Origin of the sequence: Halomonas sp. IOP_31, assembly GCF_021151495.1 — a bacterium.
Lineage (GTDB): Bacteria > Pseudomonadota > Gammaproteobacteria > Pseudomonadales > Halomonadaceae > Modicisalibacter > Modicisalibacter zincidurans.
In genome coordinates, this window is the sequence record NZ_JAIRBP010000016.1 from 36,622 (window position 1) to 62,979 (window position 26,358).

Below are 26,358 nucleotides of genomic sequence, written 5' to 3' on the forward strand. Positions count from 1 at the left end.
ATGCTGGCAGGCTTTGATGCCCTTGCGATGCCCGATCGCCCCGTTACCGGCAGGAGAGCCCTTGCATGCCCCGTACCACCCAACGCCGCAGCTGGCGCGACGCGCTGACCGTCTATCGCCAGCCCCCGGTCGTCGCCATGCTGTTTCTGGGCTTTTCCGCCGGCCTGCCGTTCCTGCTGGTGTTCTCGACGCTGACCGCCTGGCTGCGCGACGTCGAGGTGGAGGTCGCGGCGATCGGCTTCTTCTCGTGGATCGGCATGCTCTATTCGATCAAGCTGTTCTGGGCGCCGGTGGTCGATCGTCTGCCGCTGCCGCTGATGACGCGCTGGCTGGGCCAGCGGCGCGGCTGGATGCTGCTCGCTCAGGCGGTCATCGCTACCGGTCTGGTGGGGCTGGCCAGCGTCGATCCGCGCAACAGCCTGACGGTCGTCGCCCTGCTTGCCCTGCTGGTCGCCTTCGGCTCGGCCACCCAGGACATCGTGATCGATGCCTTTCGCATCGAATCGGCCAGCGAGACGGTCCAGGCGGCGATGGCCTCGACCTACATCATCGGCTATCGCGGCGGGCTGCTCGCCGCCGGCGCCGGCGCGCTGTACATCGCCGACATGGCGTCCTGGCATGCCGCCTATCTAAGCATGGCCGCGCTGGTCGGCGTCGGCATGCTGACCGTACTGCTGCGCCCCGAGCCACCGCGCACCGCGCTTGCCGTGCAGCTCGTTCACGAGCCGCGCGTGCGGGCCTTCCTGCGCAGGGCCGAGCATCGACCGCGCTGGCAGCGTCGCCTCGGCGCCTGGCTGATCGGCGCCATCGTCTGCCCGTTCACCGACTTCTTCAGCCGCTACGGCCGTCAGGCACTGTGGTTGCTGCTGCTGGTGGGGATCTACCGAATCAGCGACCTGTCGATGGCGGCGATGGCCAATCCGCTGTACATCGATCTGGGGTTTTCGCTGTCGCAGATCGCCAATGTCACCAAGGTCTTCGGCATCGCCATGAGCATCGCCGGCGGCGTGCTCGGCGGGGTGCTGGTGGTGCGCTACGGCGTCGCCACCATGCTGGTGATCGGCGCGGCGCTCGCCGCGGCGACCAATCTGCTGTTCGTCGCCCTGGCGCTGTCCGGCGCTCAACTGCCCATGCTGGTGGTGACGATCATCGGCGACAATCTGGCCAACGGCCTGGCCAGCACGGTGTTCATCGCCTTCCTGTCGAGCCTGACGTCACGGGCCTACACGGCGACGCAATATGCGCTGTTCTCGTCGTTGATGACCTTGCCGGGCAAGTTCATCGGCGGCTTCTCGGGGGTGATCGTCGCCGACCAGGGGTACAGCGTCTTCTTCCTGTGGGCAGCCTTGCTCGGCCTGCCGGCGATCTGGCTGGCCTGGCGGCTCGGCCGCCAGCCCGGCGCGCTCGACAGCGGCCGAATGTCTCAGCCGACGGCCGACTGATCAGCGCGAGCGGGAGCCCGTGACACAGCGGCGTTGCTCGTCCAGCCAATTGAGCGCACCGCGGGTGGCCAGCCACTGATCGCGCATCAGCGCTCGATACTGCCACGCCTCCGCGCGGGTGCCGGGCTCGGGTATCTCGACGGCCAGCGACACCGGCCTGGGTCTTTCGGCGCACATCAGGGCGATGACGTGGCTGTTGGTATCCTGCACGGCGCTCAGCGAATCGCGGGCCTCGTCGAAACGCTCGAGGCGATACAGCGCCAGTACGCGCCCCATCAACACGCCAAGCAGCGGCGATTCTCCCTCGGCCGGCGACTGATCGCTGAGCCTCACCGCTTCCTCGTCACGCCCTTCGCGCAGCAATTGATCGAGTACCAGTTCACGCAGGCCCAGGCTGTCGTGATCGTCGAGCACCAGCAACCGCTCGGCGAGATGACGCGAGCGCTGGCGAGCGCCGCGCTCCATGCCCACCACCAGCGCCAGTCCGGTGCGCAGCAGCACGGCATTGTCGGCATCGTCCCAGGCGAAGCGTCCACCCACCGCCTCGAGCTGATCGAGCCAGCGTTCGAAACGCGCCGCCAGCGGCGCGAAGAAGCTTTCGGCCATCCATGGCAAGCTGCCGAAGCGGCTGGCCAATGCCATGCTCAGCATCTGCACCACCCGCGGCGAATCCAGCCATTCAGGGTGGGAACACAGCGCACCGAGCCAGTCGCCGGCGTGCGGCCACGGTTCGTCGGTAAAGCCCAGCGCCGCGTCCTCGTCGATCTGCACCTTGAACTCGGCCTGCCAGGCGGCATGCAGGGTGTCTTCGCGAGCCGCCGAGTGATACGCCAGGTTGCCGTCGGCGTTGATCTCGAAGTGCAGCAGCGGCGCGGTGGGCAATGCCTCGAGCAATGCCTGCAGGTTGGTCAGCGGTTCGGCCAGCCCCTCCTCGGAATTGAGCATCTGCTCGGCCAGGGTGGCGCCGGGGTTGTCGGCCAGCTCGGCGAGAAATTGCAACTGATCGGGGTCCAGATCGCCCTGGCGCGCCAGCCGGCGGAACCAGAACCGCGCCCGCTCGCGCGCCTCATCAGGATGCCCCTCGTGAAGCAACAGCATGGCCTCGATGTAGGCCAGGGTCGGCGAGTCGGGCAGCGTCTGCTGGGCACTCACGAAGGCCTCGCGAGCGCTGGCCAGGTCGTCGCTGTCGAGATGCATCAGACACAGCCGCTCCAGCGCCACGCCGCGCAGGAACAGCGGGCCGCGCTTGAGAATCTCGTCGAGCAACGCGGTCTTCTTGCGATGGAAACCGCGCTCCTGATAGATATCGATGAGCAACTCGAAGGCCGGCTCGGTCTGCTCCGGCAGTTGATCCCAGTCGGCCGCGTCGAACAGCGCCTCGAGTACCTGCTGGGCACGCCCGCGCTGGCCGCCCTCGGCGGCGATCAGGCCGGCCTCGAGCAGTGCCTGGGCCGGTGCCCGGCCGCTGTCGAGCGCCGCCTTGAGCGTTTCGCCCTTCCAATCGCGCAGCGAGAGCATCCACATCAGGTACGAAGGGATGGCCCCGGGCAGCGTTACCGCACCACAGCACTCCTTGGTCTTGCGCCCCGAATCGCACCAGCAGGGCTCATTGGCGCCCGGCCGTGCCAGCGGCTCGCAGGCGAAATTCTGACGTTCCAGCGGAGTCTGGTTCCATAGCTCGGGGGCCAGCGACTGGGCCATCCCCAAGTCGTCGCCCACATACTTCACGCCCTCCTCGCGCGCCCAGACCATCAGCGACGGGTAATGCTCATGATCACGGATGGCAGCCAGCGCGCCCCCGGCATATCCCAGCAGCTGTTCCACCCACATCGCCAGCATGGCTTTCTCCTTGGAAAATCGACCTCAGTCTAACATGGCTCGGCACCGGCAACCCATCGTCCGGCCGGCGTCTATGGCGCGCCCCGGTAGGCGGTGCTAGGGTTGGCGCCTGCCGTCCAGCCATGAGGAAGCGCCCCCTTGCGCCTGCCGTTTCGCCGAGCCTCCCGAACCGTTGCCGAGACCCCGCAGGTGCGCCTGGAACGCGAGGGTCGCGACGAGATACGGCGCATCACCGCCGCCGTGGAAAAGGTTCCCTGGACGGTCAATCTGCTGCAGATCCTGTGGACTGCGGGACCGGTCACACTGCTCGGCGCCTGGGGCGGATACCTGCTCGGCTACGGCAAGGCGCCGACCGCCGAGAATTACATCTTCTTCATCTCCTACACGGTGATCACCGGCGCCGCGGGGATCATCGCCAACGTTGTCCATAACCTCACCGGCGGCCGCCGCGCCGAACGCACCGCGCACAAGATCGAACGGGTCATCAAGAGCCTGCCCGAACTGCTGCTGGTCACCCGCAACCTGATCGTCGAGAGCCTGGAGGGTGACGCCCGGCGTCGCGAAGCCGCGGCGATGCTGCTGCGCAAGCAGGATCTCTCGCCGGAGGGCGTCGAACTGGCGGCCATCGAGCTGCTCGACGATCGCGACAGCGCGCGGGTGATCGCCCAGATCGACATCTACCGACGGGTCGGCCTGCATGCGCGCATTCAGGATCTGGTCGCGCGCTACGGCGAGACGCTCGAGCCGCAGTTCGCCGCGATCGCCGACCTCGCGCCGGATGCCACGGCGCTGCTGCGTCAGCGCTTCGAAGGCCACGCCCCGGACCTGCGCGACGGCGTGCCGCGCGACACCAATTTCATCGAGCGCGTCCTGGCAGCCATCGAGCGCGACGACGAATTGCTGATGACGCTGCAGGATGTCGAGGAGATGCTGATTCTCGCCTTCGAGCTGATCAGCGGCCGCAAGATACCCATGCTGACTTTCGAGTACCGGGGCCGCTGGCGTCTGGCCCAGGCCCTCGACGCGCTCGAGGAGGCCCGCGCCCGCTATCGCATCGCCCAGGCCACCGGTCTGTCGCGGCTCAAGGCGTTGACCGCCTATCTGGCCGAGCAATCGGGCACGCTAATCGAGGATGCCGCCGCCGGACTGCGCGCCGACGTGTTGCTCGAACGCTCGCTGCAGGCCATGGATGCGCTGGCCGAGCAGACCCAGCACCTGGCCCCGACGATCGCTGACGGCCCGCCCGGGCGGCGCAGCCAGCTGCGCCACAAGGCCGAGCTGCTGACCAACGCCCTGCGCCTCTACAAGGCCGCCTTCAATGCCTACGAGGCGGTCGGCCGCAGCCACGCCGTGCTGCTCAAGCGCGCCGAGCGCTGGGAGCAGATCAGCGCCCGCCTCGGCGACGAACAGACGCGCCTACGGCTGGGCCCCGGACGCCGCGGCCTGCGCCTGCGCGAACAGGTCATTGCCCTCGACGATGCCGCCAAGGCCGAGGTCTGCAAGCATCTCGCCAGGCATCTCAGCGCCACCGGCATCGAGCAACCGCAGCGTGCCCGCCGCAGTCAGCTCGAGCGCGACTCGCGCATCGCCGTGGACATCGACGCCGCGAAGCGCCTGGCCATCGAGATCGCCCTGGCGCTGGAGCCGCACATCCAGTTGTCGCGCCCCGAGGTGCAGCGCGCCATCAACGGCTCCAACGCCGCCGATTTCGGCCAGCTCGAGCCCAACCTGTCGGCTGCCGCCAAGGCGGCGCTGGGCGCGGCGATGGTCAAGGAGATCGACGTCGATCTGTCGCGCACTGCGGAATCGCTGGCGCTCGCCCTGGTCCGTCATTACCGGGTCGATCTCGATCCCGCCGCCAAACGCTTTCTGATCGCCCAGTACGGCGCCCGCGAGACCACGCTGAACATGCTGAGCAACTTCCAGGCCAGCCATTCGCGCAGCGATCCACGCAATGTCAGCTTCCTCAGCCAGCGCCCGCCGGCGGTCAGCCCGCCGCGCCGCGACTGGTACCGCGCGCTGGTACAGGCCAAGCGTGCGCTCGGCGCGAGCAAGCCGTGATGCGTCGTCGCGGCTCATGGCACAATGCGCTTGGCTGTATAGAGATACATATCGACAACGCCCCGTCGGAAGCCTTGCCATGCGCCTGATCATTGCCGAGAAACCCAGTCTGGCCCGCGCCATCGCCGATGCCCTGCCCGGCAGCTTGCAGCGCATGGAAGGCGCGCTGCGCGTCGGCGACGACGTCGTCAGCTGGTGTTTCGGCCACCTGCTCGAACAGGCCGCCCCCGACGCCTACGACGCACGCTTCAAGCAGTGGCGGCTCGATCACTTGCCGATCGTCCCCGAGCAATGGCGCCTGACGCCGCGGCCCAAGGCGCGCGGCCAGCTCAAGGTGCTGCGCGGCCTGTTCAAGCAGGCCAGCGAGATCATCCATGCCGGCGACCCCGACCGCGAGGGGCAGTTGCTGGTCCAGGAGGTGATCGAGCATCTCGGCTGGCGCGGCCGCGTGCAGCGCCTGCTGATCAGCGATCTCAACCGCCCGGCGGTACAGCGCGCGCTGGCCGGTCTCGAGGACAACCAGGCCTATCAGGCGCTTTTCCGCGCCGCCGAAGCGCGCTCGCGCGCCGACTGGCTGTACGGCATCAATCTGACCCGCGCCTGGACGCTGACCGGGCGTCAGGCCGGCCATGACGGCGTACTCTCGGTGGGTCGGGTGCAGACCCCGGTGCTCGGCCTGGTGGCGCGCCGCGATCGTGAGATCGCCGCCTTCGAGCCGCGCCCCTTCCATGTGCTGTGGGCGGACTTCCGGGTCGCCGCGGGCAGCGTGCGCGGCTGGTGGCAGCCCGGCGAGCATCATCCGCTCGACGACCAGGGGCGGCTGCTCGAGCGAGCGCCGGCCGAGGCGCTGCTGGCGAAATTGCCGGGGACGCAGGGTCGCCTCGACAGCCTGGAACGCCAGGACAAGCGCCAGGCGGCCCCGCTGCCCTACTCGCTATCGGCGCTGCAGGTCGACGCCGCCCGCCGCCATCGGCTATCCGCCAAGCAGGTGCTGGATACCTGCCAGGCGCTCTACGAGCGCCACCAGTTGATCACCTATCCGCGCTCCGACTGTCGGTACCTGCCCGAGGCACACTGGGCCGAGGCCAAACGGGTTCTGAGCGGCGCCTGCCGCAGCGACGACACGCTGCGCGAGTGGCTGGCCGGCGCCGACTTCGGCCGCCGCTCCAAGGCCTTCAACGACAAGCAGGTCGGCGCTCACCACGCACTGGCGCCTACCGGCAAGCCGGCCGATCCAAGCCGATTGTCGAGTGCCGAGGCGAACGTCTTCCGCTTGATCGCCCGCAACGTGCTGGCCCAGTTCTATCCAGCGCTCGAGACCCGCGAGATCAAGGCGACGTTCAGCGTGCTCGGAGAGCGCTTTCGCGCCCAGGGCCGCGAGATCCGCGTAGCCGGCTGGAAGCCGCTGTTCACCACCCGTGACGAGGCGCCGCCGCTGCCGCCGCTGACCGAGGGCGAGCCGGCCACGGTCGACGCTGCGGGCATCGACGACAAGCAGACCCGCCCGCCCGAACCGTTCACCGACGCCAGCCTGATCAAGGCGATGATGCACATCGCCCGCTACGTCGACGATCCGGCGGTCAAGCGCACCCTGCGCGACACCGACGGGCTGGGTACCGAGGCGACCCGCGCCGGAATCATCGAGACGCTGCTGACCCGCGGCTATCTGGTGCGCCAGGGCGGCGCACTGCGCGTCACCCGCACCGGCCAGGCATTGATCGCCGCGCTGCCCGAGGCCGCCACGCGCCCCGAGCGTACCGCGCTGTGGGAGCAGCGGCTGCGGGCGATCGCCGAGGGCAGCGATCAGCCCGCGCCGTTTCTCGACGCGCTGGTCGGCGACGTGCGTCAGTTGCTGACCGCCGCCGACGCCCAGCGCATGCGTCAGGCACTGGGCAGCGCCGAGGGCTTCGCCAGCGCCGCGCCGAAGCGTCGCCAAGCCACCGCCACCCGGCACTCCAAAGCGGATAGCGGCCAGTCAACCGCCAAGCGCCGTGCCACGCGCAAGTCGGGCGCCCGCAGCAAGCGGCGCACGCCGGAGCAGTCATGAAAACAGTCGCTGCCAGCGGCCCCTGGCTGATCCTCGGCGCCGGCTCGCTGGGCCGACTGCTGGCCTGTCGGCTGGCGAATCACGTCGAACTGGCACTGCTCGCTCGCCAGGCAAGCCGGGCGCCATTGTTGCTGACCGATCCCGCGGGCGCGCAGAGCGCTCATTCCATCGCCCGGCTGCGCCTCGATCAGGCACCGTCGACGCCGGCGATGCTGCACATCACCACCAAGAGCCATGCCGTCGAGCCGGCGCTGCGCGAACTGGCGCCGCACATCGCCCCCGCCACCCCGCTGGTACTGTGGCAGAACGGGTTTCAGATTCAGCAGCCGCTAACCCGGCGCTGGCCGGGGCCGGTGCTTTGCGCCACCACCAGCGAGGGCGCGTATGCCGACGGCAGGGATGGCGTGGTCCACGCCGGACACGGCCATACCTTTATCGGCCATCTCGATGGCGAACATCCCGGCCTGGCGGCGCAGATCGCCGGCGTGCTCGCTAGAGCCGGGCTGGCCAGCGCAGCGTGTGGCGACATTCACCGCCGGCTGTGGCACAAGCTCGCCGTCAACGCCGCGATCAACCCGCTGACGGCGAGGCATCGAATCGCCAACGGGCGCCTGCGCGAGCCGGCCTTTCGGCCCCGGGTCGACGCGGTGATTGCCGAAGTGGCGACGATCATGGCCGCGGAAGAAATCGCCCCACCCGAGCCGGGCTGGGCGGCGATGGTCTGGCGAGTGATCGAGTCGACCGCCGGCAACCGCGCCTCGATGCTGCAGGACGTGCTCGCCGGCCGGCCCACCGAGCGCGAAGCGATTCTCGCGCCGTTGCTGGATGCCGCGACACGCCACGGCCTCGCCGTGCCGGTGCTCACGGAACTCTATCGCCATACGCCGGGCTGATTGGCTCGTAGCTCGTAGCTCGTAGCTCGTAGCTCGTAGCCATCTTAACCGGTATTGCGCAGGCCGGCGGCGATCCCCGCCATGGTCACCATCAACGCCCGCGACAGCGCCGGACTGATCGCCCCGTCGGCGTCGCGATTACGCTGCAGCAGCTCGGCCTGCAAGCCGTGCAGCGGGTCGATGTAGGGGTTGCGCACTTCGATCGCCTGGCGGATCAACGGGGTGCCCTCGAGCAATTCGTCCTGGTCGAGCACCGACAGCAGCACGCCATGCAGACGCCTCAGCCGGTCGCGCAGCGAGGAGCCCAGCGCCTGCAGGGCCGGCTCGTCGACCAGCCGATGCTCGTAGTATTCGGCGATGTTCAGGTCGGCCTTGGCGAGCAGCATCTCGAGCATGTCCAGATAGGTACCGAAGAACGGCCAGTTGTCGCGCATTTCACGCAGCCGCGCCAGGCCGTCGGGCTCCTCGAGCCGGGTCGCGAAGGCCTCGCCGCTGCCCAGCCAGGCCGGCAGCATCAGCCGGGTCTGGGTCCAGGCGAAGATCCACGGGATCGCCCGCAGCGATTCGACGCCCCCTTCCTGACGGCGCTTGGCCGGCCGTGAGCCCAGCGGCAGACGGCCCAGCGCACCTTCGGGGGTGACCGCGCGGAAATACGGCACGAAGTCGGGGTCCTCGCGCACCACACCGACGTAGGCGCCGTAGGCGATGCCCGCCAGCCGGTCCATCTCCTCGCGCCATTCCGGTTGCGGGGCGGGCGGCGGCAACAGCGTCGCCTCGAGCACCGCGCAGGCGTAGATCTCCATCGAACGCAACGCGATGTCAGGCTGGCCGAACTTGAAGCGGATCATCTCGCCCTGTTCGGTGACGCGCAGGCTGCCGTTCACCGAGCCGGGCGGCTGCGACAGGATCGCCGCGTGGGCCGGACCGCCGCCACGCCCCACGGTGCCGCCACGGCCGTGGAACAGCGTCAGGTCGACGCCGTGACGCTGACAGACCGTGACTAGCGTTTCCTGGGCGCGGTACTGGGCCCAGGCGGCGGCCAGCTGACCGGCGTCCTTGGCCGAATCCGAATAGCCGATCATGACTTCCTGGCTGTCGCCGGCAAGCGTGCGGTAATCACGCAGCGACAGCAGCTGGTCGATCACCTCGCCGGCGCGATTCAAGTCGTCGAGGGTCTCGAACAACGGCGCGATCGGCAGACGCACGTCGCCGCCGACCTCTTTCATCAGCAGCGCCACGCTCAGCACGTCGGAGGGGTGACCGGCCATCGAGATGATATAGGTGCCCAGCGCTTCACGGTGTTCGTTGGCGATCACCCGGAAGGTGTCGATCACCTCGCGGGCCTCGCTGGAGCAGTCCCAGCGGCGCGGAATCAGCGGGCGCGGCGACATCAGCTCCTCGAGCAGGAACGTCTGGCGGCGGGCCTCGTCCCACTCCTGATAACGCCCCAGGCCAAGGTAATCGCTCAGCTCGTCGAAGACCTGGGAGTGGCGCGTCGATTCCTGGCGAATATCGAGCTTGGTCAACGACACGCCGAACACCGCCACGCGGCGCAGGGTGTCCAGCAGCACGCCGTTGGCGATGGTGTCGAGACCGACGTCGCACAGCGAGCGGTAGCAGGTCAACAGCGGCGCATAGAGCTGGTCGCGGGTCTCGATGATCGGCCCGCTGTCGTAGGGCGCGCCGTCGAGGCACGCCTGAGCCCAGTCGCGGGTCGCCTCGACTCGGGCGGTGAGCCGCTTGAGCAGTGCCCGGTAGGGTTCGGCCTCGTTGCCGACTTCGGCCTTGAGTGCGCTGTTGGCCTTCCACATCGACAGCTCGGCCCGCAACTGTTCGAGATCGCGCAGGTACAGGTCGGCGGCCATCCAGCGTCCCAGCAGCAGTACCTCGCGGGTGACCTTGGCGGTGACGTTGGGGTTGCCGTCGCGATCGCCGCCCATCCAGGAAGCGAAGCGCAGCGGCGCGGCGTCCAGCGGCAGGCGCTCGCCGGCGGACTCGAGCAGCAGGTTGTCGAGATCACGATGGAAATCGGGCACCGCCTGCCACAGCGAGTTCTCGATCACCGCGAAGCCCCACTTGGCCTCGTCCACCGGCGTGGGCCGTTCGTGACGGATCTCGTCGGTATGCCAGGCCTGGCTGATCAACTCCTGCAGGCGGCTTTGTATCCGCGAGGCCTTCTCGGGGTAATCGATGGCGCCTTCCATCGCGGTCAGGCAGTCGTCGATGGCGTCGTATTTCTGGATCAGCGTGCGCCGGATGACCTCGGTGGGGTGCGCGGTCAGCACCAGTTCGACCCGCATGCCGGCGAGCGTCTCGACCAGCTGGCGTGGGCCGTAGCCGGCGCGGTTGGCGCGGCCGAACAGCTCGTCGAGTACCGGCTGGAAGCCCGGCTTGTAATCCTCGACGCGACGAAACCGCGCGCGATAGTGCTGCTCGGCGATGTTGGCCAGGTTGAGAAACTGGTTGAAGGCGCGGGTCACCGGCAGCAGGTCGTGCTCGGGCAACGCCCGCAGGTACTCGATCAGCTCGCGCTGCGAGCCGCCTTCGCCCTGGCGGCCGGCCTTGGCCAGGCCGCGGATGGCCTCGATCTTGTCGACGAAGCCGGGTCCCAGGTCGTCGGCAATGGTATGCCCCAGGCAGTCGCCCAGCACGCGAACGTTGTCGCGCAGCGATTCGTGCAGATCGTCACTCATTGAGGCTCTCCTCGGTCGGGTTCTTTTCGCGGCGTTTGGCGTCTTCCCAGTGCCGGTCCATCTCCTCCAGCGAGGCACTGCCCGGGGCGTGGCCGTCTTCGGCCAGCCGCCATTCGACATGCCGGAAACGCCGCTCGAACTTGTCGTTGGTGGCGCGCAAGGCCTGCTCGGGGTCGGCCTTGAGTCGGCGGGCCAGGTTGGCCGCGGCGAACAGCAGGTCGCCGACCTCCTCGCGGGCCTGATCGGCGTCGTTCGCGGCCAGCGCCGCCTCGACCTCGGCGAGCTCCTCGCGGACCTTGGCGATCGCCCCCCGGGTATCCGGCCAGTCGAAGCCGACCCGTGCCGCCAGCTCGAGCAGGTCGTCGAGCGAATGGCGCGGCCGGGCATGGGTCGAACTCATCGCTGGGCTCCTTGAACGCCGCTGCGCAGGCGCTTGACGTCGATGACGTTGGGCAGTTGCTGGATGCGCGCGAAGATCCGCCCCAGCGATTCGAGGCCGTCGACCTCCAGGTTGATGGTCATGCGCGCGATGTTGTCGTCCCTGTCGGTGGCGGTGTTGACGCCCATCACGTTGACCTTGTCGTTGCTCAGCACGTGGGTCACGTCGCGCAGCAGGCCGGAACGATCCCAGGCCTCGATCTGCATCACCACCGGATACTGGGTACGCGCCTGGTCACCCCACTCGACATCGACGATGCGCCCCGGCTCCTCGCTGCGCAACTGCAGGATGTTGGGGCAATCCTGGCGGTGGATGGTCACCCCGCGCCCCTGGGTGATGTAACCGATGATCTGCTCGCCGGGCACCGGACGGCAGCAGTTGGCCATGCTGGTCTTGAGGTTGCCGACGCCGAGCACGGTGATACCCTCGCCCGGCGCCTTGGCCGAGCGCCTGGGCTTGGCCAGCAGCCGGTCGAGCTGCTCCTCGTCGTCGGTGTCGCCGAACAGTTGCTGGGCCTGATGCAATACCTGACCGATGCGCAGGTCGCCGGCGCCGATCGCCGCGTACATGTCGTCCGGGGTCTGATAGTTGACCGCGCTGGCCAGCGTCGCCAGGTCGAAGCCCTCGAGATCGAGCCGCCGAAACTCCTTCTCGAACAGTGCGCGGCCCTCGTCGAGATTCTGATCGCGCGCCTGGTGCTTGAACCATGACTGGATCTTGGCGCGCGCCCGCGAGGTCTTGACGAAGCCCAGATTGGGGTTGAGCCAGTCGCGGCTCGGGCCACCCTTGGTGGCGTTGAGGATCTCGACCTGTTGGCCGGTCTTGAGCCGATAGGTCAGCGGCACGATCCGCCCGTTGACCTTGGCGCCGCGACAGCGGTGGCCGATCTCGGTGTGCACGCGGTAGGCGAAGTCGATCGGCGTGGCCACTCGTGGCAGGTCGATGACATGCCCGTCGGGAGTGAACACGTAGATGCGATCCGGCGCCACGTCGCTCGACAGCCCCTCGCGCAGGTCGCCGATATCGCCGACCTCGTCCTGCCATTCGAGTACCTGACGCAGCCAGGCGATCTTCTCTTCGTAGCTGCGGCTCTTGCCGGCGACGTCGTGGCCCTTGTAGCGCCAGTGCGCGCAGACGCCGAGCTCGGCCTCCTCGTGCATGGCGAAGGTGCGTATCTGGATCTCCAGCACCTTGTTCTGCGGGCCGATCAGCGCGGTGTGCAGCGACTGGTAGCCGTTCTTCTTGGGATTGGCGATGTAGTCGTCGAACTCGTTGGGCACGTGATGCCAGCATGAATGGACGATGCCCAGCGCGGTGTAGCAATCAGCGACCTCGGGCACCAGGATGCGTACCGCGCGCACGTCGTACACCTCCGAGAAGTCGATGTGCTTGCGCTGCATCTTGCGCCAGATCGAATAGATGTGCTTGGCCCGGCCGGTGACGTCGTAGCGGGCGATGCCATGCTGGTCGAGCAGCGACTTGAGCGTGCCGACCACGTCCTGGATGTAATGGTCGCGATCGACGCGCTTCTCGGCGAGCAGCTTGGCGATCGCCTTGTAGTCCACTTCGTGCAGGTAGCGGAACGACAGGTCCTCGAGTTCCCACTTGAGATGGCCAACGCCCAGCCGGTGTGCCAGCGGCGCGTAGATGTCGAACACCTCGCGGGCCACGCGCAGCTGCTTGTCGCGCGGTGCATCCTTGACCTGGCGCAGCGCGCAGGTACGTTCGGCGATCTTGATCAGCGCGACGCGCACGTCGTCGATCATGGTCACCAGCATCTTGCGCAGGTTTTCCTGCTGATTGTGCTGCGAGAGCCCCTGGCTGGGCGTCTGCTGCTGGCTGATCGCGGCCATGTTGAGCACGCCGTCGATCAGCCTGGCGACGTCCGCGCCGAAGCGTTTCTCGACCGCCTCGAGGGCGATCAGTCCCTCGCGCACCGCGCGATACAGCACGGCCGCCTCGAGCACTTCCTGCTCGAGGCGCAGCTCGCCGAGGATATCGGCCATCTCCAGCCCGGTGCGGAAGCTCGAACCATCCTCGAGCCAGGCCTTGTGCGGCTTCTCGGCCTCGCCGGCGAGCCGGTCGGCCAGCTCGCAGGCCGCCCTCATGCCAGCGACGTCGCGCAGCGTCACGTCATCCTGCAGTCGCTCCAGCCAACGCGCGATGTCCACGCGCCCCTGGCCTGTCAGCGGCTGGTCTTCACGAACCTTGACCATCGCCTCGGGTTCCTCCCGTCGTTGTTCTGTTGCGTCTCAGCGTCGCCGAACCGGAATCGTCGGCTAGCGATGCATGGCGCGCCGCGCGTCACGCTCGACGAATACCAGCAACTCGCGATGCGTCGTCTGCACGGACGCGGCAGTGTTTTCCCGACAGACTCCTAGACGTCAGGCGCGAACAGGCCCGTCGACAGGTAGCGATCGCCTCGGTCGCAGACGATGAACGCGATCACCGCATTCTCGACCCGCTCGGCGATACGCAGCGCTCCGGCCAGCGCGCCGCCCGACGAGACGCCGGCGAAGATGCCTTCCTCGCGGGCCAGGCGGCGCATGTGCTGCTCGGCTTCGTGCTGGCCGATATCGAGTACAGTATCGACCCGCGAGGCGTCGAAAATGCTCGGCAGGTAGGCCTCGGGCCAGCGTCGAATACCGGCAATGCTCGCGCCGTCGGACGGCTGCAGACCGACGATCTGGACCTGCGGGGCGACCTCCTTGAAGTAACGCGACACGCCCATGATGGTGCCGGTGGTGCCCATCGCGCTGACGAAGTGGGTCAGCGTACCCTCGGTCTGGCGCCACAGCTCGGGGCCGGTGCCGCGATAGTGCGCCAGCGGATTGTCGGGATTGGCGAACTGGTTGAGCGGCTTGCCCTTGCCCTCGGCGACCATCCGCTCGGCCAGATCGCGGGCGCCTTCCATGCCCTGCCGCCTGGTCACCGTGATCAGCTCGGCGCCGTAGGCGGCCATCGCCTGCTTGCGCTCGCTGGAGGCGCTGTCGGGCATGATCAGCACCATCCGGTAGCCCTTGATCGCCGCAGCCATGGCCAGAGCGATGCCGGTATTGCCCGAAGTCGCCTCGATCAGCGTATCGCCGGGCTCGATCTCGCCGCGGGCCTCGGCCTCGCGAATCATCGACAAGGCGGGACGATCCTTGACCGAGCCCGCCGGGTTGTCGCCTTCCAGCTTGGCCAGCAGGGTGTTGTTGCGACCGGCGGTGATGCGCTGCAGGCGCACCAGCGGCGTATTGCCGACCGTGTCTTCGAGGGTGGGAAATTCCATCAACGCTTCCTTTGAGCCGTCGCCAGCGGCCGCGTCGCCTCCGACCCGAACCGCGGCGATAAAATTACTCGTATTATATCCTTGCGATACGGCACTGGACAGGCAGACTGATCGGCTATGGCATATTCTGCATCATGCCGTCAGCGAGAAGCCTCATGTCCTTGCGTCTTCGTCTGTGTCTCACCCTGCTGGTTGCGCCGCTACTGCTGTTGCTGCTGTTCGGCACCTGGCAACTACACCAGGACGCCGAGCAACGCCGCGCCGCGTTGACTGCGCGGCTGAGCGACAACCTCGCCCTGCTGCGCGACCCAGCGGCAGAGAAGGCGCCGGCCGAAGCCGACAGGCTGGCATTGCGCCTGCTGAGCCTCGATGAAGTGCGCGGGGTAACCGTGAGGGCTAACGACGGCCGGCCGGTCAATCAGGTCGGCGCGGTAGCGCCCGTGCCGGCAGGCTCGCCACGGGCGGGCCTGATCCGACATGCCGAGCGCTGGCATCTTCAGTTGCCGCTGACGTCGCCCGACAATACCCGCGCGCCGTTGTGGCTCGACTTGACGCTCCGCGACAGCGTGGTCGATCTACCCTACTATCGGCAACTGACCCAGTTCATGCTCGCCTGGCTGGCAACGGCATTGTTGCTTGGCGGGCTCTGCTTCCTGCTTTACCGGCGGTTGTTCGCCACTCTGGACGATCAACGTAACGCCCTGCAACGGCTTTATGCCGGCGACTATGCGTTCCGCCTGCGGCCCGGCGGCCCGCCCGAGCTGGCGACGACCAGCACCGCGATCAACGCATTCGGCGAATATCTCCAGGCCGCCCAGGAAGACATGCGACAACAAGTCGAACAGGCCACCGCCGATCTGCGCGAATCGATGGACACCATCGAGATCCAGAACATCGAGCTTGATGGCGCACGCCGCCGCGCGCTGGAAGCCAACCGCGTCAAGTCGCAGTTCCTCGCCAACATGAGCCACGAGATCCGCACGCCGCTCAACGGCATCATCGGCTTTTGCCGGCTGCTGGGGCGCAGCCAACTCGACGACCATCAGCGCGAATGGCTCAAGCACATCGAAATGGCCTCGACCAACTTGTTGTCGCTGATCAACGATATCCTCGATTTCTCGAAGATCGAAGCCGGCAAGCTTCGGCTCGCCTCGGTCGAACTGGACATGGCCGAACTGGTCGACGAGGTGCTCGTCCTGCAAGCCCCCGATGCCCAGCAGAAAGACCTTCAGCTGCTGAGCCTGGTCTACGACGATGTGCCCCGCGCCCTGCTCGGCGATCCGCTGCGCATCAAGCAGGTGCTCACCAATCTGGTGCACAATGCCGTGAAATTCACCGAGCGCGGCGAAGTGATCGTGCGCGTTCAGCTCGAGGAGTCGCTGGGCAACAAGGCCACGCTCAGCGTGAAGATCAGCGACACGGGACCGGGGCTGGCCGATGACGTGCGCCAGCAACTATTCCAGCCGTTCACCCAGAGCGCAACGGTCAGCACCAGCCGCGTCGGCGGTACCGGCCTGGGGCTGATGATCTGCAAGCAACTGGTCGAACAGATGGGGGGCACCATCGAGGCTGACACGCAGCCGGCAAAGGGTACGACCTTCAGCGTCTCGCTGCCCTTGCGGATCGCCCCGCGCGCCGTGCAACGGCCACCGGCCATTAATCTCGACGCCATGCACATCGCGATCCAAGAGCCGCATACGCTGACACGTCAGGCCCTCGCCCACCTGCTGCGCGGCTGGGGCGCCGAGGTCCAGGTGCTCAGCGCGCCAGTGACTGGCGAGGGGCTCGCCACGGGCACCCAGTTGCTCATCGCGGCCCTCGCCCAGGGCGGCCTGAGCGCTCAAGTGGCGCAGCTGCGCCATCAGCTCGGCGAGCGGCCCTGCCGCTTGCTGCTGCTGGTCAATGGCGAGCCGCAGAGCACGGATGAAGCGCTCACCCTGCCCCAAGGCGCCCGGTTGTTCTACAAACCCCTGACCCGGGCCCGCCTGGTCCAGGCGCTCAAGCCGCTGCTCGGCGATGCGCCTGCCGCCCTCTTGACCCATGCGTTCCCCGGCCAGGGGCACGACGTCCAGGGGCAGGGCATCGCCGAACAACACCACCACCAGCCCCGGGTATTGGCGGTGGACGACATCGAAACCAACCGTCTGCTGGTCGGCGAGCTGCTGGCCCAGCTCGGTGTTGACGGCGTGCTGGCTGAAAGCGGTGAAGAAGCGCTGGCGCTGGCCAGCGGCCAACGCTTCGACCTGGTACTGATGGATATCCGCATGCCGGGCATGAGCGGACTGGAGACGATGGCGGCGCTACGTCGCCTGGGCGGCGCCTGGAATCATTGTCCATTCGTCGCGCTGACCGCCCATGCGATGCCCGACGATTCGCAGGCGTTGATCGATGCCGGCATGCAGGCGGTGCTCACCAAGCCACTGGATACCGATGCGCTCGAGGACTTGCTCGCCAACTACCTGGGCCTGGTGCTGTCGACACCGACGCGGCATGCCGCGCCCATGCCCCGCGCCGACGACGAATTGCCGGTGGTCGATGAAGAACTGGGCGTGACCCTCGCCGGCGGGCGTCAGGAACTGGCCGAACGCATGCTGGAAGGACTGCTCGAGAGTCTCGACGCCAGCGAGGCCGAGCTGAGGGATAGCTACTCGGCCAACGACACGACGGCGTTTCTCGATGCCGTGCATCATCTCAACGGCGCCTGCCGCTACTGCGGCGTGCCACAACTGGCGTTGGTCGCCGAAGCCCTGGAATCGCGCCTGCGCGCCCAGGGCATCGAGGCGGTCGACGATGTCTTCACCACCCTGCTGCAGGCGATGCAGCGTCTGCGCGACTGGCGCGCCAGTCGTCGGCCCACGCCGGTCTAGCTCCAGCGTCCGTGCTCATGCGCATGGTCATCGTCCAGCGCCGCCACGAAACCGGCCTCGTAGCCGGCGATGGCCAGGCGTTTCATCTCGGCGACGGCCTCCTTGAGCCCCACGAACAGCGCACGAGCGATGATCGCATGGCCGATATTGAGCTCGGTGAGGCCGGGTATCGCGGCAATCGCCTCGACGTTGTGATAATTGAGACCGTGCCCGGCGTTGACCGTCAGGCCCAGTTCGAGGGCCAGCTCGGTGGCGGCCGCGACGCGCGTATGCTCGATGCGCGCGGTTTCGCCATGCGCTTCGGCATAGGCGCCGGTATGCAACTCGACGACCGGCGCGCCAGCCTCGAAAGCGGCGCGTATCTGGTCCGGCTCGGGGGCGATGAACAGCGATACCTCGCAACCGGCGGCGGCCAGCCGTTCGCAGGCCGCGGCGATCGGGGCACGTGAACCGACGACATCCAGCCCGCCCTCGGTGGTCAACTCTTCACGCTTTTCGGGTACCAGGCAAACATGCGCCGGGCGCACGCGTTCGGCAAGCGCAAGCATCTCCTCGGTGACCGCCATTTCCAGATTCATGCGCGTGTTGAGCATTTCGGCCAGGCGCAGCACATCAGCGTCCTGGATATGCCGCCGGTCCTCGCGCAGATGCAGGGTAATCCCGTCGGCGCCGGCCTGTTCGGCGAGCAGCGCAGCCTGGACCGGATCGGGATAGCGCGTGCCGCGCGCCTGGCGCAGGGTGGCGATATGGTCGATATTGACGCCGAGCAGGATCCGCGGGGGCTGCATGCTTGTCTCCTTGGTTGGGCTGAATCGGGGAAAAGTGCGCTCGATCAGTGTCGCCGACGCGCCGTCAGCTGTCGCATCAATTCGCGCGAACGCAACGGCGTCGACCCCAGCAGAGGCGCCAGAGCGGCCCGCGTCAACGACTTGGCGACCCCCGCCAGGCCCGGGCTCGCCCAGTCGCCCTGGGCGAGCAGACGCAAGGTGCGACCGTCGATACCCGATGGGTCATCGGCGAGCTGGAAGTGACGTTGCGCGACGCGATAGACATAGCGCGCCTGGGGATCCAGTTCGCGCTCGTCGAGATCGCGGAAGACCGGCTCGGCGTCGAGCGTCTCGAGCAGCGTGACTTCGAGCCGGCGCAGCGCCCCCGCGCGGCACGCAGGGGTCGGCAATTCGCCGAGTAGCGCCGAATAGAAGGCAAACACCTCGGCGGCGGGCAGCAGCGGCGGCAATAGCCGAGTCAACAGCTCGTTGGCGTACAGGCCGCACAACAGCCCCTCGCCCGCCAGCAGGCTTGCCGAACCGCCGGACTCCATCAATCGCAAACGCTTGAGGTCGTTATTGCCGCTCCAGGTGACATGCAGCGGCGCGAATGGCTGGAGTCGCGAACGACTCTTGCTGCCGGCGCGCTGCACGCCCTGGGCCACCGCGCGCACCCGGCCGTGTTCAAGGGTGAGCAGATCGACCAGCGCGCTGGTCTCGCGATAGGGGCGCTTGTGCAGCAGGTACGCCGGCTGAGGCTGCATCAAAAGCCGCCTTCAATACGTTCAAACCTCGTCGAGCGAAGGTCAGCGCCAGGCCCGCTCCCTGCGGGCCACTGCACTCCCCACATCCCTGTGGGTCGCAAAGCAAAAAATGTCGAGAGAGCGGAGTTTACTGAGGTGTAAATGAGCATATCGAGACACTTTTTTAACGCCGTATGGGCGAGCGCAGACAGGTTTGCGTTCAATCCAGGTTGTAGCCCAGGCTCTTGAGCGCCCGATCATCATCCGACCAGCCGCGCTTGACCTTGACCCACAGGTTGAGCATCACCTTGGCGCCGAAGGCGCGTTCCATGTCCAGGCGCGCCTCGCGGCCGATGCTCTTGATCCGCTCGCCGTTCTCGCCGATCAGAATCTTCTTCTGCCCCGGGCGCTCGACCAGCATCAGCGCGCTGATGTGGATGATCCGCTGCTCATCGCGAAACTCCTCGATCTCGACGGTCATCTGGTAGGGCAGCTCGTCGCCGAGCTGGCGCATGACTTTCTCGCGCACCAGTTCGGCGGCCAGAAAACGCTGGCTGCGGTCGGTGACCTGATCGTCGGGAAAATAGTGGATGCTTTCCGGCAGATGCTTGGCGACCTCGCCTTCCAGCTCGGCAACGTTGCTGCCGTGCTTGGCCGACAGCGGCAGGATCGCGGCGAACTCGCGCTTGGCCTGCAGCGTCTCGAGCCAGGGCAACAGATCGCGCTTGTCGCCCAGGCGATCGACCTTGTTGACCGCCAGGATCACCGGCGCCTTGACGTGGGTGAGCTTGTCCAGCACCACGTCGTCCTCGTCTGTCCAGCGGGTACGATCGATCAGCAAGACCACGCAGTCGACATCGCGCAACGCCTGAGTCGCCGCCTGGTTCATGAAGCGGTTGATCGCCTTGTTGCGATCCCTGGACTGGATATGCATGCCGGGCGTGTCGACATAGATGAACTGCGCGCCCTTGTCGGTCTTGATGCCCATTATCTGGTGGCGTGTGGTCTGCGGACGCCGCGAGGTGATCGAGATCTTCTGGCCGAGGATACGGTTCATCAAGGTCGACTTGCCGACGTTGGGACGGCCGACGATGGCGACGAATCCACAGGTCTGTTGGCTCATGGGCGGCCTCCTCGCGGGTCGAGCAGGGCCAGCGCTTTCTGTGCGGCTTCCTGCTCGGCATGACGGCGGCTCGATCCCACACCGCGTGTGAGATTGTCGAGCATGTCGATGTGACACTCCACGGTGAAGGTCTGGGCATGCGCCTCGCCCTCCACGCAGGTCACGTCATAGCGCGGCAGCGGCGCCTGACGCGCTTGCAGGAATTCCTGCAAGCGCGTCTTGGGGTCCTTCTGGGTGTCGAGCAGATCGAGCGACTCCAGGCGGGTGCCGTACCAGGCGAGGATTCGCGCCTTGACCGCATCCATGCCGGCATCCAGATAGATCGCGCCGATCACCGCCTCCATGGCGTCGGCGAGGATCGAGTCGCGCCGAAAGCCACCGCTTTTCATCTCGCCGGAGCCCAGACGAAGCTGTTCGCCGATTTCGAACTCACGGGCCAGCTCGGCCAACGTCTGGCCCTTGACCAGCCGCGCACGCAACCGTGAAAGCTGACCTTCGCGGGCCTGGGGGAAACGCTGGAACAGCGCCTCGCCGATGACGAAGTTGACGATCGAATCGCCCAGGAATTCCAGGCGCTCGTTGTTGTCCCCACCATAGCTGCGGTGGGTCAAGGCTAGCTCCAGCAAGCTTGCATCGCGGAAACGATAGCCGATACGGCGGCTGAAGGCATTGTGGGAATTGCTCACAAAACTGCTGCTCTCGATTGGGCTGGAAGACGTTGCGACACGAGCGCTCAAGGAATTAGTCGGACCGAGTCGAAACTCGGCAGGCCGCCGTCCCAATTCATCCATACGGCAAAGGCCTGGCCGACGATATTGGCCTGGGGCACGAAACCCCAGTAACGACTGTCGTTGGAATGATCGCGATTGTCGCCCATCACGAAATACTGGCCCGGCGGCACCGTGACCTCGCGCATCTGCGGGCCCGGATCGCGCGGGTTGTTGTAGAGCGCATGCTCGTGCTCGCCCAGCCATTCCCGGAATTCTAGCTCGCCCGGAGCGCCCTCGGGATTCTCGTCGACCAGCTCCTTGGGCACCGGTTCGCCGTTGATGTAGAGCTGCTTGCCTTCGTAGCGGATGCGATCCCCCGGCAACCCCACCACGCGCTTGATGAAATTGACCGAGGGGTCCTCAGGAAAGCGAAACACCATGACGTCGCCGCGTTGCGGCTCGCCCAGGTCGACGAACTCGGTATTGGTCACCGGTAGCCGCAAGCCGTAGGCAAACTTGTTGACCAGGATGAAATCGCCGATTTCCAGCGTCGGCCGCATCGAGCCCGAGGGGATCTGGAACGGCTCGGCCAGGAAACTGCGCAGCAACAACACCACCAGCAGCACCGGAAAGAACGAGCGGGCATAGTCGACCGGCCAGGGCTCGCGAGCGAGCTTGCGCCGGGTGCCGTCATCCAGTGTGGCGCCGTTCGCCGACTCTACCGACGCCAGCCGCGCCAGGCGTCGACGCCGCCACCAGGTGACGTCCAGCAGCCATACCAATCCCGTGACGGCCACGGCCACCACCAGCAGTAGCGAAAAGTCCATGCGTGATCAGTTCCTAGTCGTTGACCTTGAGTACGGCGAGGAAGGCATCCTGGGGAATTTCCACGCGCCCCACCTGCTTCATGCGTTTCTTGCCGGCCTTCTGCTTCTCGAGCAGCTTCTTCTTGCGGCTCACGTCGCCGCCGTAACACTTGGCGGTCACGTTCTTGCGCAGCGCCTTGACCGTCGAGCGCGCCACCACCTGACTGCCGATCGTCGCCTGGATCGCCACGTCGAACATCTGCCGCGGAATCAGCTCCTTCATCTTCTCGACCAACGCACGGCCGCGCCCCTGGGCGTGATCGCGATGAATGATCGCCGCCAGCGCGTCGACCTTGTCGCCGTTGATCAGCACGTCGAGGCGCACCAGCTTGGCAACCTGGAAGCGCTCGAAGCTGTAATCCAGAGAAGCGTAACCCTTGGAAATCGACTTGAGGCGATCGAAGAAGTCCATCACCACTTCGGACATCGGCAGTTCATAGACCAGCTGGATCTGATTGCCCAGGAACTGCATGTCGAGCTGCACGCCACGGCGCTGCTCGCATTCGGCGATCACGTTGCCGACGAATTCCTGCGGCACCAGCATGCTGGCACGCACGATCGGCTCGCGCATCTCATCGACGCTGGCCATGTCGGGCAGCTTCGAGGGGTTGGCAACGTAGCGCAACTCGCCGTCGTTCATCGCCAGCTCATAGACCACCGTCGGTGCAGTGGTCAGCAGATCCAGGTCGTATTCGCGCTCGAGCCGCTCCTGGATGATCTCCATGTGCAGCGTACCCAGGAAACCGACCCGAAAGCCGAAGCCCAGCGCGTCGGAGTTCTCCGGCTCGTAATCCAGCGAGGCATCATTGAGCGCCAGCTTTTCGAGCGCGTCGCGAAACTCCTCGTAGTCGTCGGAGCTGACCGGGAACATGCCCGCGTAGACTTGCGGCTTGACCTTCTGGAAACCCGGCAGGCGCGGCGTGTCCGGCGTCCTGGCATGGGTGATGGTGTCGCCGACCGGCGCACCGTGGATGTCCTTGATGCCGGCCACCACGAAGCCCACCTCACCGGCACGCAGGACGCCGGTCTGCTTGCGCTTGGGCGTGAAGATACCCACCTCGGTGGCTTCCCAATCGCGTCCGGTGGACTTCATGCGGATCTTGTCACCCTTCTTCAGGGTACCGTCGAACAGCCGGATCAACGACACCACACCCAGATAGTTGTCGAACCAGGAATCGATGATCAGCGCCTGCAACGGCCCTTGCGAATCGCCCCTGGGGGGCGGGATGTCGCACACCAGGCGTTCCAGCAGCGCTTCCATGCCGATTCCGGTCTTGGCCGAGACCTGGCAGGCATCGGCGGCATCCAGGCCGATAATCTCCTCGATCTCCTGGGCGACGCGATCCGGATCGGCCTGGGGCAGATCGATCTTGTTGAGCACCGGCAACACTTCGAGATCCTGGGTGATCGCGGTGTAGCAGTTGGCCACCGATTGGGCCTCGACCCCCTGGGCGGCATCGACCACCAGCAGCGCTCCTTCGCAGGCGTACAGCGAGCGCGACACTTCATAGGAAAAGTCGACGTGGCCGGGGGTATCGATGAAATTGAGCTGGTAGGTCTCGCCATTTTCGGCGATGTAATCCAGCGTGACCGACTGTGCCTTGATGGTGATGCCGCGCTCGCGCTCCAGATCCATCGAGTCGAGCACCTGCTCCTTGAGCTCGCGCTCGCTCAATCCGCCACACAGCTGAATAATGCGATCGGCCAGCGTGGACTTGCCATGGTCAATGTGGGCGATGATCGAGAAGTTGCGTATATGACTGATTTCTCTGTGGTTCTCGTTGCTGCTCATTAAGCCCGATCCGGTTTCATGAACACACCTGAGTGCGCGACGAGAGTGTCGCAGTCGGCATGTCGAAATGTCTGGCTGGCATTGTACCGGCAAGGTCACGGCAAGGACAGCGAAGCGCAGGCGCCCGACGCACAACGGGGCCCCGTGGGGCCCCGCTCATTCACTGACGAGCGACGCGCTCTCGCCTCATTCCGCGTCGTCGTTGCCCAGCCGCAGCGCCACGAACAGCGAACGGCCGTCGCGCATCAGACGCACCGGAACCACGCGATCCTTGCCGACCTGGCCAATGACCTCGGCCAACTGTTGCGGTGATTCGATGGGTTTCTGATCCAGCGAAACGATCACGTCACCGGGCTTGAAACCGGCCGCCGCCGCCGCACCGGACGGATCGATGTCGACGATACGCACCCCGCTATCGATGCCTAGCTGCTTGAGCTGGTTGCTCTCCAGCGCGCTGACCACAACGCCCAGGCGGCTCTGTGAATCGTCGCCCTGGGCGCCACCGGCCAGCGCCTGCTGCTCTTCGGGCCAATCGCCGACGGTGACCGCCTTGGTCAGCTGCTCACCGTTGCGCAACAGCTCGAGCTCGACCTTTCCGCCCGGAGCGATCTTGCCGATCAGGCGCGGCAGCGTGGTCGACTGATCGACCTTCTGGCCATCCACGGCGACGATGATGTCGCCCGCCTGCAGGCCGGCCTTGGCTGCCGGTGCGCCCTCGGCGACATCGGCGATCAAGGCCCCGCGCGGGCCGTCGAGCCCGAACGACTCAGCCAGATCACGCGATACCGGCTGAATCACCACGCCCAGCCAGCCGCGACTCACCTGACCGCTTTCGCGCAGCTGATCGGCGATGTCCATCGCCACGCTGATCGGGATCGCGAAAGACAGACCCATGAAGCCGCCGCTGCGGGTGAAGATCTGCGAGTTGATGCCGACCACTTCCCCCTCGAGGTTGAACAGCGGCCCCCCGGAATTGCCCGGGTTGATCGCCACGTCGGTCTGGATGAACGGCACATAGGCATCTGAGGGCAGCGTGCGATCGATGGCGCTGACGATACCCGCCGTCACCGAATGATCGAAGCCGAACGGCGAACCGATGGCGGCAACCCACTCGCCGACCTCGAGCTGCTCGGAGTTGCCGATATTGAGCGTCGGCAGGTTGTCGGCATCGACCTTGAGCAGCGCCACGTCGGTCTTCTTGTCGGCGCCGACCAGCTTGGCCTTGAGTTCCCGGCGATCATTGAGGCGCACCATGATCTCATCGGCGCCATTGACCACGTGCGCATTGGTCAGGATGTAGCCATCCTCGCCGATGATGAATCCGGAGCCCAGCGAACGGCGCTCCTCGGAGCCTCCGCCGTTACCGCCGGGAGGGCCGAAGGGGATCTGATCGCCAAAGAAGCGCCGAAAGATTTCCGGAACCTCCTGCTGACCCTGGCCGCCCCAGGGCCCCATGCTGGTACGCTGCACCTCGCGGGTCGTGGAGATATTGACGACCCCGGGAGCGGCCTGCTTGACCAGCTGGGTGAAATCGGGCAGATCCTGGGACTGCGCCGCCTGCGCCTGCAGCGTGACGACGGCCAGCATGACCATCAGCCACATGGAGAGCTGTCGTGTAATGCGTTGCATCGGGAACTCCTGTGTCATGGTTCTGGAGCGGGCGCTCCGTTGGTCGGGGGCAAGTACCGAGAGTGACATGCATGCACCCGAACCGTTTGATAGCGACCCGGGGCAAGAGTTCAGCGGGATCAGTGAAATCGGCAGCCGGCCGTTGACAGACCCGTTCCATGCCGCCCCGTGCAGCCCCCTCACGGCGTTGCCGATCGTGGCTGGGACGCGACGGCAGGACGGTACTCGACTTGCGCGGCCACACGCCGCAGCACCTCGGGCGGGACCTCACCCATCACCACCACCTGGTAGATGCGCCCGGCGACACGCAGGTGGCGTACGGCGGCGTACGACACACCCAGGCGGTGCAGCCCGGGAGTGAGTGCCCGGTCAGGCGTTGCCAGCGGTTCGATGAAGACGCTGAAGCTCGCCAGGCCATCGCTATACAGGCGATGACCCAGTGGCAGCGAATCGATGCTCGATGCCTGCGGCAATGCCAGGGAACGATAACCGGTCGGCAACCAGCCGAGCTGCCAGGGTTGCGGCGGCACTTCGGTCGAAGCGTCGAACGCGACAGCGCCTTCATAGAGCGTCGGCTGGTCGAGCTCGGTCATCTGGAAAGTTTCGATGATCTGCCCGTCGGCATCTATCAATACTCGTTTGAGCGGCAGCCCCGTCGACCGGTCGAGCCATAGCCGATGGCCGTAGCGCAGGCTGTCGAGCGGCTCGATATCCAGGCGGACACTCGGCCGCCCGGCAATCCGCGACTCGCCGCCCAGCGACACGCGGTAATGATTGTCGATGATCGGCAGGCTCGCCGACGGCGAAACGCCACCGACAGCCAGCCCCGAGAGGCTGTCTCGGGCGATGCGCCCATGGCCTTCGTAGACCACCGCCGGACCGTCGAGATAGCTGGCCGCCTCGCGCTCGACGCCGTCGCGGATCGCGCGGGAGAGCGCCAGGGTGCGCACTCCGTCGCCGCTGATGCGCACGCCGCGCGCCTGAAAAAGATAGCAGCGACTGGCCCACAGGCTACGTTCCAGCCAGCCGATGGGCGATGCGGGAGTCTCCAGCCGATCCAACTGCCGGCAATCGAAGCCGCCCGACGACTTCTCGTCGGACACAGCGAGGCCGCTGGACAACAGGTAGACGACGGCCATCAAGGCCGCCGATATATAGGGTGCTCTCTTCGAC

Annotated in this window: 18 protein-coding genes; 5 read left to right on the plus strand and 13 right to left on the minus strand. The window is 66.6% G+C overall.

Annotated elements, in window-relative coordinates; genetic code table 11:
* Positions 1–65: 65 nt before the first annotated feature.
* Positions 66–1,442 carry an AmpG family muropeptide MFS transporter gene (locus K7I12_RS10120; RefSeq protein WP_035575241.1) on the plus strand — a complete coding sequence of 459 codons (1,377 nt, stop codon included), beginning with the start codon at positions 66–68 and terminating at the stop codon, positions 1,440–1,442.
* Here the strand turns inward: K7I12_RS10120 and K7I12_RS10125 are convergent, their stop codons facing one another.
* Entirely contained in the window at positions 1,443–3,281 is a 1,839-nt protein-coding gene (locus K7I12_RS10125) for an SEC-C domain-containing protein (protein ID WP_231664068.1), read from the minus strand.
* A 138-nt stretch (positions 3,282–3,419) separates the two neighbouring features.
* Here K7I12_RS10125 and K7I12_RS10130 point away from each other — a divergent pair, with 138 nt between their 5' ends.
* From K7I12_RS10130 to K7I12_RS10140, 3 genes are all read left to right on the plus strand, one after another.
* On the plus strand, positions 3,420–5,342 hold the full coding sequence (locus K7I12_RS10130; protein WP_031383672.1) for a hypothetical protein: 1,923 nt from the start codon (positions 3,420–3,422) through the stop codon (positions 5,340–5,342).
* A gap of 79 nt (positions 5,343–5,421) precedes the next feature.
* Positions 5,422–7,389, plus strand: a complete 1,968-nt coding sequence (locus K7I12_RS10135) for a DNA topoisomerase III (protein WP_031383673.1) — start codon at positions 5,422–5,424, stop codon at positions 7,387–7,389.
* Positions 7,386–8,282, plus strand: a complete 897-nt coding sequence (locus K7I12_RS10140) for a ketopantoate reductase family protein (protein ID WP_231664069.1) — start codon at positions 7,386–7,388, stop codon at positions 8,280–8,282. Before K7I12_RS10135 ends, K7I12_RS10140 begins: the two co-directional genes overlap by 4 nt.
* 44 nt (positions 8,283–8,326) lie before the next feature.
* On the opposite strand, the gene ppc is transcribed toward K7I12_RS10140, so the two are convergent.
* The 4 genes from ppc to cysM form a co-directional block, all read right to left on the minus strand.
* Positions 8,327–10,975: a phosphoenolpyruvate carboxylase gene (gene ppc / locus K7I12_RS10145; protein ID WP_231664070.1), complete on the minus strand. Its 2,649-nt coding sequence runs from the start codon at positions 10,973–10,975 to the stop codon at positions 8,327–8,329.
* Positions 10,968–11,375, minus strand: coding sequence for a MazG nucleotide pyrophosphohydrolase domain-containing protein (locus K7I12_RS10150; protein WP_331460585.1), 408 nt, complete (start codon positions 11,373–11,375; stop codon positions 10,968–10,970). The genes ppc and K7I12_RS10150 overlap by 8 nt, the downstream gene beginning before the upstream one ends.
* Complete coding sequence (gene relA / locus K7I12_RS10155) at positions 11,372–13,630, minus strand: GTP diphosphokinase (RefSeq protein WP_231664071.1); 2,259 nt, start codon at positions 13,628–13,630, stop codon at positions 11,372–11,374. The genes K7I12_RS10150 and relA overlap by 4 nt, the downstream gene beginning before the upstream one ends.
* A 161-nt stretch (positions 13,631–13,791) precedes the next feature.
* Positions 13,792–14,688, minus strand: coding sequence for a cysteine synthase CysM (cysM, locus tag K7I12_RS10160; protein WP_231664072.1), 897 nt, complete (start codon positions 14,686–14,688; stop codon positions 13,792–13,794).
* A gap of 155 nt (positions 14,689–14,843) precedes the next feature.
* On the opposite strand from cysM, the gene K7I12_RS10165 reads away from it, so the two are divergent.
* Positions 14,844–17,555 carry an ATP-binding protein gene (locus K7I12_RS10165; RefSeq protein ID WP_231664073.1) on the plus strand — a complete coding sequence of 904 codons (2,712 nt, stop codon included), beginning with the start codon at positions 14,844–14,846 and terminating at the stop codon, positions 17,553–17,555.
* On the opposite strand, the gene pdxJ is transcribed toward K7I12_RS10165, so the two are convergent.
* The 8 genes from pdxJ to K7I12_RS10205 all read right to left on the minus strand — a co-directional run bounded on the left by pdxJ (position 17,552) and on the right by K7I12_RS10205 (position 26,324).
* Positions 17,552–18,343, minus strand: a complete 792-nt coding sequence (gene pdxJ / locus K7I12_RS10170) for a pyridoxine 5'-phosphate synthase (RefSeq protein ID WP_231664074.1) — start codon at positions 18,341–18,343, stop codon at positions 17,552–17,554. The two genes, K7I12_RS10165 and pdxJ, sit on opposite strands and share 4 nt — an antisense overlap.
* Positions 18,344–18,387: 44 nt before the next feature.
* Complete coding sequence (recO, locus tag K7I12_RS10175; RefSeq protein ID WP_231664075.1) at positions 18,388–19,086, minus strand: DNA repair protein RecO; 699 nt, start codon at positions 19,084–19,086, stop codon at positions 18,388–18,390.
* Positions 19,087–19,285: 199 nt separating this feature from the next.
* Complete coding sequence (gene era / locus K7I12_RS10180; RefSeq protein WP_231664077.1) at positions 19,286–20,188, minus strand: GTPase Era; 903 nt, start codon at positions 20,186–20,188, stop codon at positions 19,286–19,288.
* Positions 20,185–20,874: a ribonuclease III gene (gene rnc, locus K7I12_RS10185; RefSeq protein WP_031383683.1), complete on the minus strand. Its 690-nt coding sequence runs from the start codon at positions 20,872–20,874 to the stop codon at positions 20,185–20,187. The genes era and rnc overlap by 4 nt, the downstream gene beginning before the upstream one ends.
* A gap of 47 nt (positions 20,875–20,921) precedes the next feature.
* Positions 20,922–21,725, minus strand: a complete 804-nt coding sequence (gene lepB / locus K7I12_RS10190; protein ID WP_031383684.1) for a signal peptidase I — start codon at positions 21,723–21,725, stop codon at positions 20,922–20,924.
* A gap of 13 nt (positions 21,726–21,738) precedes the next feature.
* A complete protein-coding gene (lepA, locus tag K7I12_RS10195) occupies positions 21,739–23,556 on the minus strand; it encodes a translation elongation factor 4 (protein WP_031383685.1) in 1,818 nt (605 codons plus the stop codon).
* A gap of 186 nt (positions 23,557–23,742) precedes the next feature.
* Positions 23,743–25,185: a DegQ family serine endoprotease gene (locus K7I12_RS10200; RefSeq protein ID WP_031383686.1), complete on the minus strand. Its 1,443-nt coding sequence runs from the start codon at positions 25,183–25,185 to the stop codon at positions 23,743–23,745.
* Positions 25,186–25,364: 179 nt separating this feature from the next.
* Complete coding sequence (locus K7I12_RS10205) at positions 25,365–26,324, minus strand: MucB/RseB C-terminal domain-containing protein (protein WP_150113161.1); 960 nt, start codon at positions 26,322–26,324, stop codon at positions 25,365–25,367.
* Positions 26,325–26,358: the final 34 nt, after the last annotated feature.

Bases quoted from the DNA above. Each gene is read 5' to 3' on its own strand.
- K7I12_RS10165 (WP_231664073.1), top strand. From the start codon at position 14,844: ATGTCCTTGCGTCTTCGTCTGTGTCTCACCCTGCTGGTTGCGCCGCTA.
- cysM (WP_231664072.1), bottom strand. From the start codon at position 14,688: ATGGAATTTCCCACCCTCGAAGACACGGTCGGCAATACGCCGCTGGTG.
- K7I12_RS10135 (WP_031383673.1), top strand. From the start codon at position 5,422: ATGCGCCTGATCATTGCCGAGAAACCCAGTCTGGCCCGCGCCATCGCC.
- era (WP_231664077.1), bottom strand. From the start codon at position 20,188: ATGAGCCAACAGACCTGTGGATTCGTCGCCATCGTCGGCCGTCCCAAC.
- K7I12_RS10125 (WP_231664068.1), bottom strand. From the start codon at position 3,281: ATGCTGGCGATGTGGGTGGAACAGCTGCTGGGATATGCCGGGGGCGCG.
- K7I12_RS10120 (WP_035575241.1), top strand. From the start codon at position 66: ATGCCCCGTACCACCCAACGCCGCAGCTGGCGCGACGCGCTGACCGTC.
- ppc (WP_231664070.1), bottom strand. From the start codon at position 10,975: ATGAGTGACGATCTGCACGAATCGCTGCGCGACAACGTTCGCGTGCTG.
- K7I12_RS10200 (WP_031383686.1), bottom strand. From the start codon at position 25,185: ATGCAACGCATTACACGACAGCTCTCCATGTGGCTGATGGTCATGCTG.
- lepA (WP_031383685.1), bottom strand. From the start codon at position 23,556: ATGAGCAGCAACGAGAACCACAGAGAAATCAGTCATATACGCAACTTC.
- lepB (WP_031383684.1), bottom strand. From the start codon at position 21,725: ATGGACTTTTCGCTACTGCTGGTGGTGGCCGTGGCCGTCACGGGATTG.
- K7I12_RS10140 (WP_231664069.1), top strand. From the start codon at position 7,386: ATGAAAACAGTCGCTGCCAGCGGCCCCTGGCTGATCCTCGGCGCCGGC.
- relA (WP_231664071.1), bottom strand. From the start codon at position 13,630: ATGGTCAAGGTTCGTGAAGACCAGCCGCTGACAGGCCAGGGGCGCGTG.
- K7I12_RS10205 (WP_150113161.1), bottom strand. From the start codon at position 26,324: ATGGCCGTCGTCTACCTGTTGTCCAGCGGCCTCGCTGTGTCCGACGAG.
- recO (WP_231664075.1), bottom strand. From the start codon at position 19,086: ATGCAGCCTCAGCCGGCGTACCTGCTGCACAAGCGCCCCTATCGCGAG.
- K7I12_RS10150 (WP_331460585.1), bottom strand. From the start codon at position 11,375: ATGAGTTCGACCCATGCCCGGCCGCGCCATTCGCTCGACGACCTGCTC.
- pdxJ (WP_231664074.1), bottom strand. From the start codon at position 18,343: ATGCAGCCCCCGCGGATCCTGCTCGGCGTCAATATCGACCATATCGCC.